The sequence below is a fragment of the Hyalangium sp. genome (assembly GCF_035629615.1).
Taxonomy (GTDB): Bacteria; Myxococcota; Myxococcia; order Myxococcales; family Myxococcaceae; genus Hyalangium.
Genome location: NZ_DASPHO010000348.1, coordinates 1 through 14,706 on the forward strand (window position 1 = coordinate 1; position 14,706 = coordinate 14,706).

Below are 14,706 nucleotides of genomic sequence, written 5' to 3' on the forward strand. Positions count from 1 at the left end.
CTCGGTGTTCATGACGAAGGGACCGTGCTGGACGATGGGCTCGCGGAGAGGCCTGGCCGCGGCGACGAGCGCCACGCTGCGCTGGTTCGTCGTGCGCATGCGCAGCCGCTTGCCAGGACTTAAAAGAGCGAGGTTTCCCTCCCGCACCTTCTGCGCCTTCCCCTCCGGGCCGAAGCCGATCTCGCCGCGATGGATGAACGCGAACGCCACATGATCCTTCGGTAGCTCGAGCTCGAAAGGCTGATCATCCTCCAGCGTGAGGATGAAGACGATCGGCTGCGTGGGGCGCTCTCGCACGGGGCCCGCCAGGCCGTTGGGCCTGCCCGCGATGACCCGCATCTTGCTCCCAGCTTGCGAGAGCTTCGCCTCGGCGAGCCGCTCGGGCGCGATGTCCTGGTAGTACTGCGGGCACATCTTCTCGTTGGCGGGCAGATTGATCCACAGCTGGAAGCCGGACATCAGTCCCTGCTCCTGCTCCGGCATCTCGGAGTGGATGATGCCGCGCCCTGCCGTCATCCACTGCGAGCCGCCCCCTCGGATGAGCCCCGAGTTCCCCTGGCTGTCACGGTGACGCAGGTTCCCGTCCAGCATGATCGTCACGGTCTCGAACCCGCGGTGCGGATGCGAGGGGAAGCCGGCGATGTAGGCGTTCGGATCATCCGAGTGGATGCGGTCGAGCATCAGGAACGGATCGAGGTGCCGCAGCTGGGGCTGACCGATGACGCGCGTCAGCTTCACGCCAGCCCCGTCCGAGGCCGCTATGCCCGGCAGCACCCCCGACACAGTCCGGTCAGAGGTGGAGATGATGGCAGGAGCCTGGGCTGAGGGCTCGGCTCCGATGCGGCAGCCCATCGTCATCGCGGCCGTCGCCACCATCGAGTCACGGACGAACTGTCGGCGTGTCTTGCTCATGGCTGGAGAGTATGCCCTAGCGGCATATTCGCTTTCCACCTAACGAGCGCTGCCCACGGTGAGCACCGCCCCCGTCGAGTAGGCCGTGAACTCGGGTGCGTACATGGACTGCACTGTCGCAGGCCCCACCCGAAACGTGCCCGCCATGTTCGCCCGGAGCCGGTACTTGAAGGTGTACTCGCCCACGGGCAGCCACTCGAAGAAGAAGTTCGCCCCCGAGTCCCGCGTCTCCTCGTACCAGACGATCCCCAGCTCCCACTTGTGCCGGGACACCACCCCCTCCGGCTCCAGCCCCGCCGCTCGCGGATCCCTCAGGTGCACGTACTCGGCCGCGTGCTTCGTCCGCAGGAAGAGCTGCACCTCCACCTCATCTCCCGGCGCCAGCTTCGCGCCCTCCGCCAGCGGCCGGAGCGTCACCTCCCGGCCCTCGCTCGTGCGCAGGAAGTAGCGGCGCGACACCTGGAAGAAGTCCCCGCGCTCCTCTACTGGCAGCCTCTCCGTCGAGAACTGCCACGTCGCCGAGGCGAACGCGAACCCCTTCGTCGTCTTCTCCAGCACCACGGTGCTGCTCTTCACCGGATCCACCTCGGGCCCGGCGATGACCACCTGGTTCTTCTTCCCCGTGTACGTGTCCGGCTCGAAGACGAACTCCACCGTCTTGTCCCCCACCGTCACCTTCGCGTCCTCGCGGATGCCGAGCGCCCCCTCCTGCCGCAGGTACCCTACCAGCGCGTAGAGGGCCTCCGCCGTGGCCCGCGTGGACTTCCAATGGCTGAGCTTCTTGTCCAGGAGCAGCCACTGGACGAGCCCATCCCTGCGCGGATCCTTCGGCTTGAGCTCCGTGAGCGTGCGCAGCGCGAAGGCCTGCGTCTCGGTGGTGTCGTTGTACCAGAGCCAGCTCCGATCCTCGGGCGCCCAGGACGTGCCCAGCTCCGGGCTCGTCTTCGCTGAGTCCATCACGCTCTCCCACACCCGCTCCGCGTCCTTCGCCCTCCCCGCGCGCTTGAGCGTCAGCGCCAGGTAGCCCTTCAGGTACGGCGAGTGCTCCTTCCAATGCTTGAAGGAGAAGTCGAGGATGCGCTTGCGCTCGTCCGCGGTGAGCGCGTTGCCCGTGTAGCTGGCGTCCGGATAGCTGGAGGCCACGTAGTTGAGGAAGGTGAGGAACTCCCAGCCCCGGTCCTCTTTCATCAGCTTGCTCGAGTACTCCTGGCGGAAGTGCCGCGCCAGGTAGCTCCACGCGTCCTCGGTCAGGATCTTGGGGAACTCCACTTTGTACTCCGCGGCCCGCGCCAGCCCGTGGGCGATGTAGAGCGTCATATAAGGAGAGGGCGGGCCTCCCGGCCACCACGGGAAGCCTCCACTCGAGGTCTGCGCCTCGGCCAGCTTCTTGAGCGAGGCCTGGCGCTGGGCCTTCGCCACGGCCGGATCCAGCACCCTCGCCAGCCCGCGCTCTGCCTCCGGCCCCCCCTTCGCCTCCTGCAGCCAGGGCGTCTCCTCGAGCGCTAGCTTCCGGTTCGGGTCCGCCGCATCCCACACCTCGAAGCGGGTGGCTCGCTCGCTCATGGCCTTCGCCATCTTCGCCACCGCCGGGTACTGCCCATAAAGGCTCGAGACGATGCCGGTGGAGACAAAACGGTTGAGCGTCTGCTCGGTGCACTCGTAGGGGTAGTCCACCAGGTACGGCAGGGCCTGGAGCACCGAGGAGAAGAGCTGCGCGTCCACGGTGACGACGAGCTGCTCGTTGATCCGGCTCGGGTCGTCGTTGTGCCGCAGATCGTCGAAGGTCAGCTCCTTGCGCTCCTTGTCTCGCAGCGTCACGAAGCGCGACTGCGACAGGTGCATGCGGCCAGGGAGCACAGGCACCGGGCGCAGCTCCCCATCGCCAAGGTTCCCGGCGCGCGCGGTGACACGCACCGCCACCATTCCCACCTTCGCCGGCGTCGAGAGCGGGAAGCGCAGCGAGGCCCCCCTCCCCGGCTCCACGGTGAACGGCTGGCTGGCGCTCGTGACGCCGAAGCGGGAGAGCACGCTCTTCTCCGTCTCGGGGTCCAGGATGTCCAGCGTGAGCGTGCCCTGCTGCTTCCGCTCGCTGGCGTTGTTGACCACCACCTCCAGCACGGCCTTGTCACCCTCGCGCAGGAAGCGTGGGACGTAGGGCCGCACCATCAGCTCCTTCACGCTGCGCGCGGTACGCTGCACCGAGCCGCCCTTCAGATCCCGCGTCACCGCGTGCACCCAGGCGCTCCACGCCGTCACCGAGTCCGGCACCGTGAACTCCAGCGTCGCCGAGCCGTCCTGCCCCGTCAGGAGCTGTGGAATCCAGAAGGCTGTCTCCGTGAAGTTCGAGCGCGGCGGCTCCTGGGGAGCGTCCGGTCCACTGCCAGCGGACCGCTCCTCGGACTGGCGGGCGCTGCCTGCCTGATCCAGCGACGGCCTCGCGGCATAGGACGCCTTCCGCTCCGGTGCGCCCGGCGAGCCCCTGATGATCTGGATGATCTCCCTCCGCTTTTGCTCCAGACGTCTCATCCTCCACCCCCCCGCACCTCGCATGCCGTGGCCCTCCAGGAAGAGGAGGCGGTCCTCCTCGGGGGCATTCCACCCGGGCACCTCACCAAAGCCCTCGCCACGGATCGAGCGGGTCGGCGCGGCGCCGAGAGTGGAGTGCAGCTCCACTTCGGGCATTCGGTGGGGATAGAGCGCGCTCACCCGGGGCGGAGCATGGGGCGCGAAGAGATCCAACGACTGATCGTACATATAAGCGAGCAGCTCGGCGGCCCCGGCCTCCACCGGGGCGCCCTTCGGTCCGCGCACCGTCACGCGCCACGTCTCCTTGCCGCCCGGCCGCAGGAGATCCCGGAAGGACGTGAACTCGAGGCTCAGCTCCTTGTCATCGAACGGGACGAACACCGGCTGCACGAAGCGCAGGAGCTGGTAGTCCCGCACGCCCACCAGCGCGACCGTGAAGCCGCCCCGCAGCTCCTCCGTCACGGGCAGCTCGATGACCGCCGGATCCTTTCCACGCGCGAGCTGGCGCCGCTGGATTCGCCTCTCCCCCTGGTACACCTCCAGGAACAGCGGCTGTCCCTCGAAGGCCGAGAACGCGAGCAGCCGCGCCGTGTCACCCACCTTCACCGTGGCCCGCTCGAGCTGCAGCACCGCGGGCAGCGCGATGGGTGCGCTCGCACCCGCCACGAGGAACTCTCTCGCGGTGGTGAACCTCTGACCGAAGACGTCCACCGTCTCGTACTGGAGGCGGTAGGCCCCCGGCTTCAGCGCTGGGAGCTTCAGCCGGGCCAGCCCCTCCGCATCATGCTCCACCGCGCCCTTCGCCTGCTCCACACCCTCCGCCCAGGAGCGCAGGGTGGCCTCGGGAGAGAACTCCTCCTGGGCCCATCGAGGCCGGAGTGCATCGCCGGGCGTGAGCATGCGCTCCTCACCCAGCCTCCCCTCACCCGGAGGCGGGACGACGGGCTCCTCCGCGGGAAGCAATGGCTGCGCCGGCTGCTGCAGCGCCACGAGCCGCCAGCTCCCCTTCCCCGGCTGCGGCGCACCGTCCAGGTTGGAGCGCATCACCCGGAGCTCCGTGGGCCTTCCCTCGAGGAAGAAGCCCTCGTCCGCCTCGACACGCGCCTCCACCGCGACGAAGCCCAGCCGGAAGGCGCGGCTCGCTGAGCGCGTCTCCCCTCCCTCGTCCGTTGCGTCCGCCTCCACGCGGTAGCGCCAGGTGACCGCGGAGGACTTCACCTCGCGCTCGTCTGCTTCGGGAGTGAAGGAGATCTGGAAGGAGCCATCCTCCGTCAGCCGTGAGGTGCCGGTGGCCATGGGTTGGCTCCCTCCTGAAGGGCGCCTCGAGCCGCGGCCCCACCCCCACCACTCGGGAAACACCGGCTCACGGTACAAGCGCCAGCGCACCGAGCCGTTCACCATAGGCAGCCCGAAGTAGTAGCGCACCTCGCCGCGAAACGTGGCCGGCCGGTTGAGCCGCAGCGCCGTGCTGGAGTCATTCAGCTTCACCTCGAAGGTGGGCCGCTTGTACTCCTCCACGCGCACGTGCGCCGAGCCCGAGGGCTTGGTGGAGACGCTCCACCCACCGAGCAGCCGGCCGGCGGGGATGCTGAACTCTCCCGCAGCCGAGCCGAAGGCGTTGGTGCGGACCTCCCGCTTCTCGACGACCTGATAGTTGGGATCAAGCAGGGACACTGTCACCGGGAGATCCGCTCGGGTCTGGTAGCGCGCCTGCTCGTCACCCCCCTGGAAGGCCACGACCTTCCACAGAATCTTCTGGAGCGGCCGGTAGATGCTCCGGTCGGTGAAGACGAGCGTCCGCGTGGCCCGAGACGGCTTGCCGCGCGCGTAGGTGGTCAGCGGGTCTTGCAGCAGCAGGGCACTGCGCCCCCGTCCCACGACGACGAGGAAGCTCTGGTAGTCCTGGACCTCCGGGCGCACGAACGTCACCTCGCCCTGGGAGTCCGTCGGTGCGCGCTGCACCTCACGGTGGCCGCGGCGGTAGTTCATGAGGAAGAGACGGGCCTCCACGCCCGGGACAGGCTGGCCCGTCTCCCCGTCCACCACACGAAGCTCGATCCGGCTTGTCTCACCGCTGCGAGCAATGAGCGTGTAGGGCGTCACCGTCAGGAACACGCCCCGCACCTGGTTGTCCTTCTGCCCGAAGTCACTCCGCGCGGAGGCGACGATGAGGTAGAGGCCTGCCTGTGTGAGGGGTGGAGTAACGAAGGTGCGGTGCTGCTGGAAGTCCGGCGTCGCTGGCAGCTCCGTGGTCCAGGAGGCCGCCGGCTTCTGCCTGCGGATCAGCCGGCTCAGCTCGTCGTCGTCAGGCAGCACGTCATCGCTGTTCGGCCGGGTGAGCCGCTTCTCGAGATCGTAGGGGTACGCTCGGAAGAAGAGGGCGGGCAGGTTCTGGTGCGTCACCTCGATCGAGCGCCGCCGGGGACCATCCGTGCTCATTGCCTCGAGGGAGTACTCTGGCGCCTCCAGCTCGGCGATGAGCGCGGCGCAGCGTTGTCCTCCCAGGCTCTTCGGGTACGCCGCGACGCCGGCCTTCGCGAGCTGATGTGCGCGCACTCGATGATCCGCCTTCTGCTCCAGCTCCGCCAGCAGCCCCTGGCCCATCGCCCACCAGGACACCTCCCGGAAGCCCTCCAAGTGCGCGGCCATGTGCTGGCGAATGCGTGTCTGATCCTCCGCCCGGATGAAGGTCCTGTGGAGCCATGGGTAGCGCACCAGCCGAGCCTCCAGCTCCGCCTCTCGACGGCCAGTGCTCCGGTGCCAGGCCTCCAGGTCCCCGAGGATGGCAGCCCCCTTCATGAGCGGGTGGACGGCTGGATCCGTCAGCTCCACCGTGGGCGTCCCCGCCAGCAACACGCTCAGGTCCAGGGCGTACAGCGCCTGCGACTGCTCCGGGCGCCACGTCGAGGTGTCGGACAGCAGGTCCACCCACAGGTACGCCACTGCATCTCGCAGCGTGCCGCGGATGCCGTCTGGATAGGTGTTGGGCTCGATGAACTCGGAGAATGACTGGACAGGAGTGCTGCCCAGCCGCTCGCGCTCCTTCCACACGTCAGCGAGGGCCCGATGGGCCTCGGTGAGGATCTGCTCCTGCGTCCACACCTTGAGGTCTACCGGCCCCGAGGACTCGATGCGCTCGCGCTTGAGCACCTCCCACCGGTACTCCTGCACGTAGTAGACGAGCGCCTGGGCATAGAAGAGCTGCAGCGTGGTGCGCGGCAGGAGCCCCTTCGGCCAGGGCTGCTCTCGCAGGTAGCGCACCGCCGTCTCGTGTTCCCTGAGCCGCGTGCGAAGCCGCACCTTGCGGATGAGGGCGAGCGCCCACTCGTCTTCGTCACCCTTGTCCACGGCCTGGGCGAGCCGCGCATCGATGCCCTGCTCAGCGGCCTCGTGCTTCTGATCCTCGATGAGCTCGTCGATCGCCTTCCATGAGGGTGGCGGCTTGTCCTGCGCGAGGGCAGGAGCAGCGGCCGTCAGCGTCGCGAGGAGGAGCAGCGGGACAAGGGCCTGCATCCGGTGGAGCATTGCCATGCGGGCACTCTATTCCCTCTGACGCAGGGACGGATGGGAGCCCTGTTGAAGCTTCGTGCCCCGTGAGGAGCCCGCCCTCAAGGGGAGGCCTCCTCGTGTTCTCGCTACTGGCAGGGCGCGCGGTTGTTGAGCGCGTTGAGATGGCCCTCGGCGGTACCCGTCAGTGACACGGCGTAGATGCCGCCATCCCAGTTTCCGTTGTTGAAGGTAACATGGGCGTAGGGAGCCAGGATCGTGCCCCAGATGCCGATGCTGCCCGCGCTGAGCGTCGTCGCATCCGGGAAGTTGTAGAGGATGCCATGCGCGTCGAGGCCTCCGCTCATCGTGATCCCGAGGTTCGCGAGCGTGGCCGAGGTGCCGCGAACGTTGACCACCACCAGGGAGTCGGCCGGCGCGGTGAAGGCCAGCTGGTTGATTCCGGCGAGGTCGCTGGCATTCACCTCGAAGACGTTCACCTCCGGGTTCGTGCCCGTCAGCGAGAGCAGGATGTAGCCTCCCGTCGAGCGCGTCACCGTGCCGGTGGGCGTCAGGGCCGCAAGCTGGGAGGACAGGCTGCGCAGCTCGGCGAACCGGGCGGCGAAGTTGATGGGAGTGCCGCGCGCCAGGGTGCCTCGGTGGAACGTCACGGTCGCGTCCCCGTGATAGCTCGCCCCGTAGAAGGACTCGCCCCACACGCTGCCACGGGCGAGGGACAGGGTGCCGCCCGCCACGAGCAACCGGGAGACGTTGTTGTTCGGCAGATCCTCTCCCACCGAGAAGTCCGTCAGGGTGATGTTGCCCCCTGCCGCCACCTTGCCCTTCACGTCGTGACCCCCGCTGTAGTTCTGGAGCAGGAAGAGCGTGTAGTCCCCCAGGCGGATGTTCACCGAGGCCACCGTGACCTGGCGCGAGGCAGTGGCCACATGGCCCGCCCCGTCCCCTACTCTGTACGAGACCGTGTATTGACCGGCGACGGCCGGGTTGGCGCTGCCAGAGACGACGATCTGAGGTGTCAGGTCGCCAGCGCAGAGATCGAAGGCTGTGGCACCCGGATCCGTGTACTGCGTGCCGCACATGACCCTCTGGGTGAGCGGCCCATTGACCGTGAGGGTGGGGAACAGCGTGTCGGTGATGTCGATCGTCCGGCTCTTGGAGGCGGTATGGCCTACCCCATCCACGACGCTGTAGCTCACCGTCGCGTGGCCCGGCGGCCTCGAGCTCACCGTCCCAGTCCTCACGATGGCGCCGGTCAGCTCCCCCGCGCAGAGATCCGAAGCCGTGGCGCCTGGATCCGTGTAGGGAGTGCCGCACTCCAGCCTCTGGGTCGCTGGCCCCCTCAGCGTCAGGTCCGGGCTGAGGGTGTCGGCCACGGCAACCCTCACGACGCTGGGAGCAGAGCTGTTGCCGGAAGAGTCCGTGGCGATGTAGCTCAGCGTGTAGCCAGGGTTCGTGTTCGGCACTCCCACGTTCACTGAGCCGGTCACGGTGATGCTGCCCGGAGGCAGCGGGCCCGTGCAGGGATCGCTCGCGGTCGCTCCCGGAGGAGTGAATGAACCGCCCGCGACGCACTCCACTGTCTGGTTCGCCGGCCCTTCGACAGTTACCGTGGGCGCCACCTGATCCCTCACCGTCACGACTCCCGAGCAGGTGGCGGTGTGGTTCGCCTGGTCGACGCACGTGAGCGTCACCCTCGTCGCGCCGATGTCGTACGGACCAGCCGGGCTCTGCGTACACCCCACGAGGTCGCCATCCGGATCGCTGGAGCCGGCGTTGATGTCCGCGGGGACGCCACAGGTGAGCGTCGCGGCGATCGTCACGTTCCCGCAGACAGCGACCGGCGGACTCGATGGGCCCTGCAGGTGGGGAATCTTGCAGAACGAGGTGCACGTGCCGATGCTGGCGCTGCTGTCACTCGTGCGCCCGTTGTTGATGCCGTTGTCGCACTCCTCACCATGAAGCGCATCCACCACGCCGTCACCGCACCAGTTGAGGCGGCACGAGTACGAGCAGGTGGCCCCTGCCGACTGCCCCGGCAGCGCAGGCTGGCCATTGATGCCATCCCCCAGGTCGCACTCTTCGCCGGTCATCTCATCGGAGGTGCCGCACCCGGCTCCTTGCGCCATGGCGCCGCGCACGACGAGGTACGGCGTCCCCACCACGGCCACCTCCTCACCCTGGCTGAAGTCCGCGTAGGTGTGCTCGCCCGGGATCGGAGCGCCCTGGGAGCGCTGAGCGAGCGCCGCGAACGCGAAGGTATGGTCCGGGTATGAGGTGAACACCGAGCGCGCCGCGCACCCATCCCCCGAGAGGCTCCCATCCGACAGGTTGTCCGAGAGCCAGGAGGGGACCATCTGGAAGATGTGCCCGGCGTCGGCGCAGCCCGGCACGCCCGCCACCTGGAAAGCCCCGAACGGCTCCAGGAGCTGCACCGCCGAGGGCACCGGGGCGTGCTGATAGGCGCAGCCCAGGGCGATGTACATGCCGGTCAGCCTCGAGGGTGAGTCGAGTACGAACCGGATCGCGTTCTCAACCAGCTGCGCGGTGTGGTTGGTGGTCGGATCCGTGGAGAGGAGCGCGACGTTGCCGTCGACGATCGCACCCCAGGCGGAGCGGTTGTTGATCGCAGCCTGGAATGCAGCGGTGCCGCTCTCACATGCCCCATCGCCGATGATGATGGCGCGATAGCTCATGAACTGCTCGGCCGTCATCGCGCTCCACTGGGCCGGGGTGACGACGTGGATCTCCGGGACGCGGGAGCTGGCCACCGCCACCGCCTCACGGCTGTTAAGCCCTCCGCTCACGCTGCTGCCCAGGAGCAGCACCTTGTTGGTGCTCCGGCTCAAGGGCTCGACAGGTTCCTCACCACACGCCAGGGCAAGCACTGCAGCCATGAGCGGTAACGTTCGGCTCATGGAGGCCAGTGCCATGTCCCACTCCTTTCGCTGATTCGGGCTGCGGCATGTTACCAGAATATTACCGCTGCGGCGTAATCAGCGCCGTCAGTGCGTCTCGCTCGAACTGCTCCCGCTTGCTGCCATGCTCGCGGCATGCACAGTCCCTGGCTCTTCCTGCTCACCCTTGGCTTCTGGCTTGTCGCGTGCGGCGGCACGCCCGAGAGCTACGTGGAGGGCCGATTCTCTGGCACGCGCAACGGCGGCCCGGTGGACATCTCCTTCCACTTCACCAACGACGGCATGGGCGGACTCGTCTACGGGGGCTTCCTCCGGGAAGACCACCGGGGCAACGAGCTCACCTTCATCAACCTCAGCAGCCGCGACAGCGAGGTGACGGTGCGGGAGTGGAGTGGGCCGGAGGCCATCGACGAGGACACCTTCGAGTTCTTCTTCCGGGAGCTGCCCTCGCCGCCCATCCATGCGGGCACCTACCGGGGCGCCATCCTCGGCCTGCGGCTCAACGACTCCTTCATCCTCGGACCGTCCCCGAGCTACGACGCTCCCGAGCTGGAGTACGAGGAGTTGGAGTGGACGGGCGACCACGAGGGCTCCGTCATCTCCCGCGGCCGCATCACCAGCCGCTTCGTCTACGAGCCGGACCTGCAGATGGAGGCCCGCTTTCAGCTCGTGGCCAACTGCGACTGGGAGCCCTTCCACCGCTACTGCGGCCAGCCGCGCATCGACAACCCGAAGCCCGCTCCCTGGCAGCAGAGCGACTGTCCCCAGGCGCTCATTGAGCACGTGGGCGGCCAGGCCGTGCCCGAGTGGAAGGGCGACTCGCGCATGAGGCTCGGCGCGGTGGACTACGCGTGCAAGGGTGAGGAAGGGCTCTTGCAGTGCTTCGCGGACGTCTCCGGCATCGAGGCGGAGGGCTGCCGCTGGCGTGCCGTGGTGCTCACAGACGGCAGCGTGGACCAGTTCGCGCTCGCGGGCTTCGCGGACCCGGCGTGCGCCCGGCGCTCCTGCAACACCTGGCGCTGACAGGGCCTCGGCCGGGACGGGACTTGCCGAGGCCTTCTGTCTCTGGGCTTCGAGCCCGCCGGTCGCCCGACGTCCCCGCCTGCCTGTCTCTGTTGGCATCGTCATCTGGCAGGTCTCCAGCCGCAATAAGTAACGTCAGGACGTCTCGAACCCAGGGAGTTCGCCGTGGCCCCACGGAAGCCGCAATCGAAGAAGACGCAATCGAAGAAGACGCCGGAGAAGAAGACGCTGGCGAAGAAGACGGCGACTCGCGCGAGGAAGACGAAATCTTCGTCCCAGAAAATGAGCGGCGCAGACGAGGTGGACGCGTACATGAAGCGTCTGCACCACCCGCTGAAGGCCGAGATCGAAGCCGTGCGGGCGATCATCCTGGGAGCGAATCCGAAGGTCGCCGAGCGCGTGAAGTGGAACGCGCCGAGCTTCTACTACCAGCAGGACATCGCGGCCTTCCATCCGCGCGCGCAGGACTGCGTGCATGTCGTCTTCGTCTTCCCGCAGGGCACCCTGCCCTCCAACCGATTCGGCTTCCTGGAAGGCGACTACAAGGACCGGCGCATGGCGCGCTTCCGCACCATGGCCGACGTGCAGGCGAACAAGGCCGGGCTCGTGCGGCTCGTGAACCATTGGGTCCGCGCCATGGACGAGGCCCCCGCTTCGTGAGCCGCTGGTGCGATGCCGCGGAGCGTGAGTTCTCACCGAGGGTCTGGACGATTCAAGCTGCTCCAGCTCCACGGCCAGACAGCTCGACGGCATTGTCTCGCTCTCGCTCTCGCCAGAAGGCCGGGACGCGCTCCAAGCGGCAGCTCCGCGGGTAGCCGGGGACTGGAGCCTCAAGAAATTGACGTTCGAGCAGGGGAAGCTCTTCGCAGGGCCCGCGCAAAGGGTGAGGACCTGGAGGCGAACCTCATGGAGCGCATGTTCCGGGGACGCTACCTCCCCGCTGGGGGCTAAAAGATTGCTGCGCTTCTCGGGAGGGAGGCAGCGGGAATCGAACCCGCGCCGGGCGGTGCGAAACCCTCAGCAGAATCGCGCCCTTACCTTGTAACCGCTCGGAATGACTTGGAGTCGTTATCCCGCCGCGTCCCGTGTCGTCCCGTCCTATCCCATCCCGTTCCGCAGGCTCCTGCGACATACGTGCAACATGGCGGAGGCCAACCCCGTGCGGGGTAAACCGACTCGCTGTGCTTCACGAGGGGACCCCACCCGTCCAGGTCGTCAGAATGTCGTGGAGAGCCCGCCCCAACATCTCCACGTTCGCACCAATGGTGGCCAGGGTCATCTGTTCCTCAGTCATTACGACGGCCCTGTCAGTAGAACTCAGATCCTAAGAGTGGTTCGTCAACGGCTCTTGCTGAAAACTGTTCAGCTCTCCCGACATTCACACGGGATGTCTCCGACGCGTGCTTTTCTATAGGCATGGCGCACGAGCTGGCGCGGTCCGACGCACGCGGTATAGGGCCGAGCAAGAGCTGTCCGACGCACGCGGCACGGGCCGCGCTGGGCGCAGCGACCATGGCTGCCACCCTGGCACGCTCCACCTGCCCGAGCAGGCACTTTCCGGCGCGCGCGGCTCCACCAGCCCAGAAATGGAGCTGTCCGACGCGCGCACAGCGCCGAGTTGCGCACGACAATGGCTGCCGGCTGGCGCCCAACGGTACCACCGGGGAACGAAGTCCGCCGCCCTAGCTGGCAAGCTGGCGCGGCCCGATCCGTGCCCCGCGACGGTGGTGCCGCACTTTGAGCCGCCGTTCCACTAATACTAACTGGAGACCTTGGTCGCCTGACGAATACATTGTCGCCTGCGGCAACTCGGTAGTTTGACGACCTAGGAGATACCAGATGCACCAAGCTAGTGACACGCAAAGTCCCGTTTTCCTGCCCCACCGCGCCCGGCTGCTGGTGCTGGTCGCGTCTCTGTGCGCCGTCAACGTTTCAGCCCAACCTGCCGGGACCACGGCCGCACTACCCGACCTGATCGTGCCAGCTGGGAAGACCCACCGACTCGCGGCGCAGCGCTGGGAGTTTGGGCGCGTGGAGATTGGCGAAGGAGCGACGCTGCAAGTCGCCCCTGGCAGCATGGATATGTTCCATCTGGTGGTGCGAGGGCCTTTGATCCTCAAGGGCTCGATTGTGGCCGAGGAGTTCACTTCCGAAGCCCGCCAAGTGACGGTCAACGTGCCAGGACAACCGCCACTCGTACTAGCCTACAAGAACACCAACAGGGCCGGCGCGGGTGGCTTCGGCGGGTCGGGCGGCGGCAATGGTGGCGGTCCCGGGGCGGCTGGCACATTCGAAGTGGGAGGCGGCGGCGGCGGCGGTGGCGGCCGATTCCAGGACGCAACGGGCGTTAAGAACTATACCGGCAAGGCGGCCCAAGGCGAACGCGGCGGCGCTCCCGGCCCCGGCATGTGCGGGATGAACGGCGGGGACGGCGCTTGGCGTGACGAACACGCCAACGGTGGCGTGGTGTACTTGGAAGTCCACGGCGATTTCGACGGCACTGGGGGAGCGATCCTCACTCAGGGCAAGAACGGTAAGGCCGGAAACGCAGGCGGAAAGGCCTCATCTCCCAACTCCTCCTATGGTTGCCAAAGCGGTGCAGGAGGCGGAGGCGGAGGCGGGCCGGGTGGGCATGGCGGCTACGTGGTCGGCTACATCAAGGGCCGTGTGGTTGCTTATCCTCGCACCGTCACCACGGGAGGGCGCGGCGGCGAAGGCGGTGCTAGTCCGGGGCCCTCAAATATGGTCGGCACTCCTGGGTCGCGAGGACAAAGCGGCAATTCCGGCTCGGTGTTCTGGTATCCGGTCAATACCGCGCCGTAGCGCACCCATGCGGCGCAAAGTCCTCGGAGTAGCCTAACTTAGAGCGGACACTGGCCTATGTAGTGAGGATTGGCCTTCGGAAAGAAGTTGCAGGCGTAGAGGTCCGCATCCTCTTCAATGGGATTGAGACCCCCCTTGAATTCGTTCGCGACGTAGCGAGACGCGAACTCCTGGATACCCCAGCCCGCATATTGTTGCGCGTGATGAAGTTCGTGGCACCAATAGTGCAAGTCGCCGTCGTTGGTCGAGCTGGGAATCTGCTTGAACACGATGAGATCGTAGAGGCAAACGGCACTCGCCCTTTTCAAATGATTTATCGCGATCCTAGGCAAGCTCGTCCTGCCGGGAATGTCGGAGGCCGTCATGTGTCGGCAGACGCCCGCCCGCCCGCGCAACTCCTCCGGAAGCGCCGCTAGGACGTGATCCGGTAGCGGCCGCGCAGACTCCCATAGCCGATTGCGCGCAATGGCAATCTCGGCCGCCACGATAAGGGCGACCGGATTGAGGTCGACGATCCGTCCGGTCTGGAGGAACAGGTTCAACGTTCGCAGGGCGGCCGCCGCATATTCAGGCGGGAAGGGTTGGGAGACGCGCTGCACGTCGGCCAGGATGTCCGCAGCGGCCCCGCCGCCGGCCCGGCGGGCGAGTTCGATCTGGATCTCGCTACTGATCGCGTTAACCTCGGCGGCAAGGTCCGCCACTGAAGCCCCGGCCTTCAGCTGCGCCTGGAGAACATCCTTCAGCGCCTTGTCCACCGGCTTTCCCTCGATCACTTCGAGCACCTGTTTAGGGGCGGCGAGCGGCGCCTTGCTGAAATCCTCGATCGCCCGAGTTGCTCCGCGGATCACCCTCTGCCCCGCCTTGCCTAAATCCCCGCCCACAGTGACCTTGGGCTTGCCGACCGTCACCTTGGGCTTGCCGACGGTAAGCCTGGGTTTCTTGATGCGAATTTTGACCATGCGATTACCCCCCTTTTACAGCCATCTTAGCCGGTACGGCG

7 protein-coding genes are annotated in these 14,706 nt (G+C 67.1%); 3 read left to right on the top strand and 4 right to left on the bottom strand.

What is annotated here, in order from left to right; genetic code table 11:
* From VD972_RS17670 to VD972_RS17680, 3 genes are all read right to left on the bottom strand, one after another.
* Nucleotides 1-912, bottom strand: a 912-nt coding sequence (locus VD972_RS17670) for a pirin family protein (RefSeq protein WP_324988531.1), incomplete at its 3' end; no start/stop codon positions are given.
* 39 nt (nt 913-951) lie between these two features.
* Nucleotides 952-6,969, bottom strand: coding sequence for an alpha-2-macroglobulin family protein (locus VD972_RS17675; RefSeq protein ID WP_324988533.1), 6,018 nt, complete (start codon nt 6,967-6,969; stop codon nt 952-954).
* A 104-nt stretch (nt 6,970-7,073) separates the two neighbouring features.
* Nucleotides 7,074-9,875: a choice-of-anchor A family protein gene (locus VD972_RS17680; RefSeq protein WP_324988534.1), complete on the bottom strand. Its 2,802-nt coding sequence runs from the start codon at nt 9,873-9,875 to the stop codon at nt 7,074-7,076.
* A 120-nt stretch (nt 9,876-9,995) separates the two neighbouring features.
* Here VD972_RS17680 and VD972_RS17685 point away from each other — a divergent pair, with 120 nt between their 5' ends.
* From VD972_RS17685 to VD972_RS17695, 3 genes are all read left to right on the top strand, one after another.
* The gene (locus tag VD972_RS17685) at nt 9,996-10,883 is read left to right on the top strand and encodes a hypothetical protein (protein ID WP_324988536.1); all 888 of its coding nucleotides are present in this window, start codon (nt 9,996-9,998) and stop codon (nt 10,881-10,883) included.
* 165 nt (nt 10,884-11,048) lie between these two features.
* On the top strand, nt 11,049-11,543 hold the full coding sequence (locus VD972_RS17690) for a DUF1801 domain-containing protein (RefSeq protein WP_324988537.1): 495 nt from the start codon (nt 11,049-11,051) through the stop codon (nt 11,541-11,543).
* 1,179 nt (nt 11,544-12,722) lie between these two features.
* A complete protein-coding gene (locus VD972_RS17695; protein WP_324988539.1) occupies nt 12,723-13,706 on the top strand; it encodes a hypothetical protein in 984 nt (327 codons plus the stop codon).
* 38 nt (nt 13,707-13,744) lie between these two features.
* Here the strand turns inward: VD972_RS17695 and VD972_RS17700 are convergent, their stop codons facing one another.
* On the bottom strand, nt 13,745-14,665 hold the full coding sequence (locus VD972_RS17700) for a hypothetical protein (protein WP_324988540.1): 921 nt from the start codon (nt 14,663-14,665) through the stop codon (nt 13,745-13,747).
* Between the last annotated feature and the right edge of the window lie 41 nt (nt 14,666-14,706).

Coding starts and splice junctions, on each gene's coding strand:
- VD972_RS17685 (WP_324988536.1), top strand. CDS start 9,996: ATGCACAGTCCCTGGCTCTTCCTGCTCACCCTTGGCTTCTGGCTTGTC.
- VD972_RS17700 (WP_324988540.1), bottom strand. CDS start 14,665: ATGGTCAAAATTCGCATCAAGAAACCCAGGCTTACCGTCGGCAAGCCC.
- VD972_RS17695 (WP_324988539.1), top strand. CDS start 12,723: ATGCACCAAGCTAGTGACACGCAAAGTCCCGTTTTCCTGCCCCACCGC.
- VD972_RS17680 (WP_324988534.1), bottom strand. CDS start 9,875: ATGGCACTGGCCTCCATGAGCCGAACGTTACCGCTCATGGCTGCAGTG.
- VD972_RS17675 (WP_324988533.1), bottom strand. CDS start 6,969: ATGGCAATGCTCCACCGGATGCAGGCCCTTGTCCCGCTGCTCCTCCTC.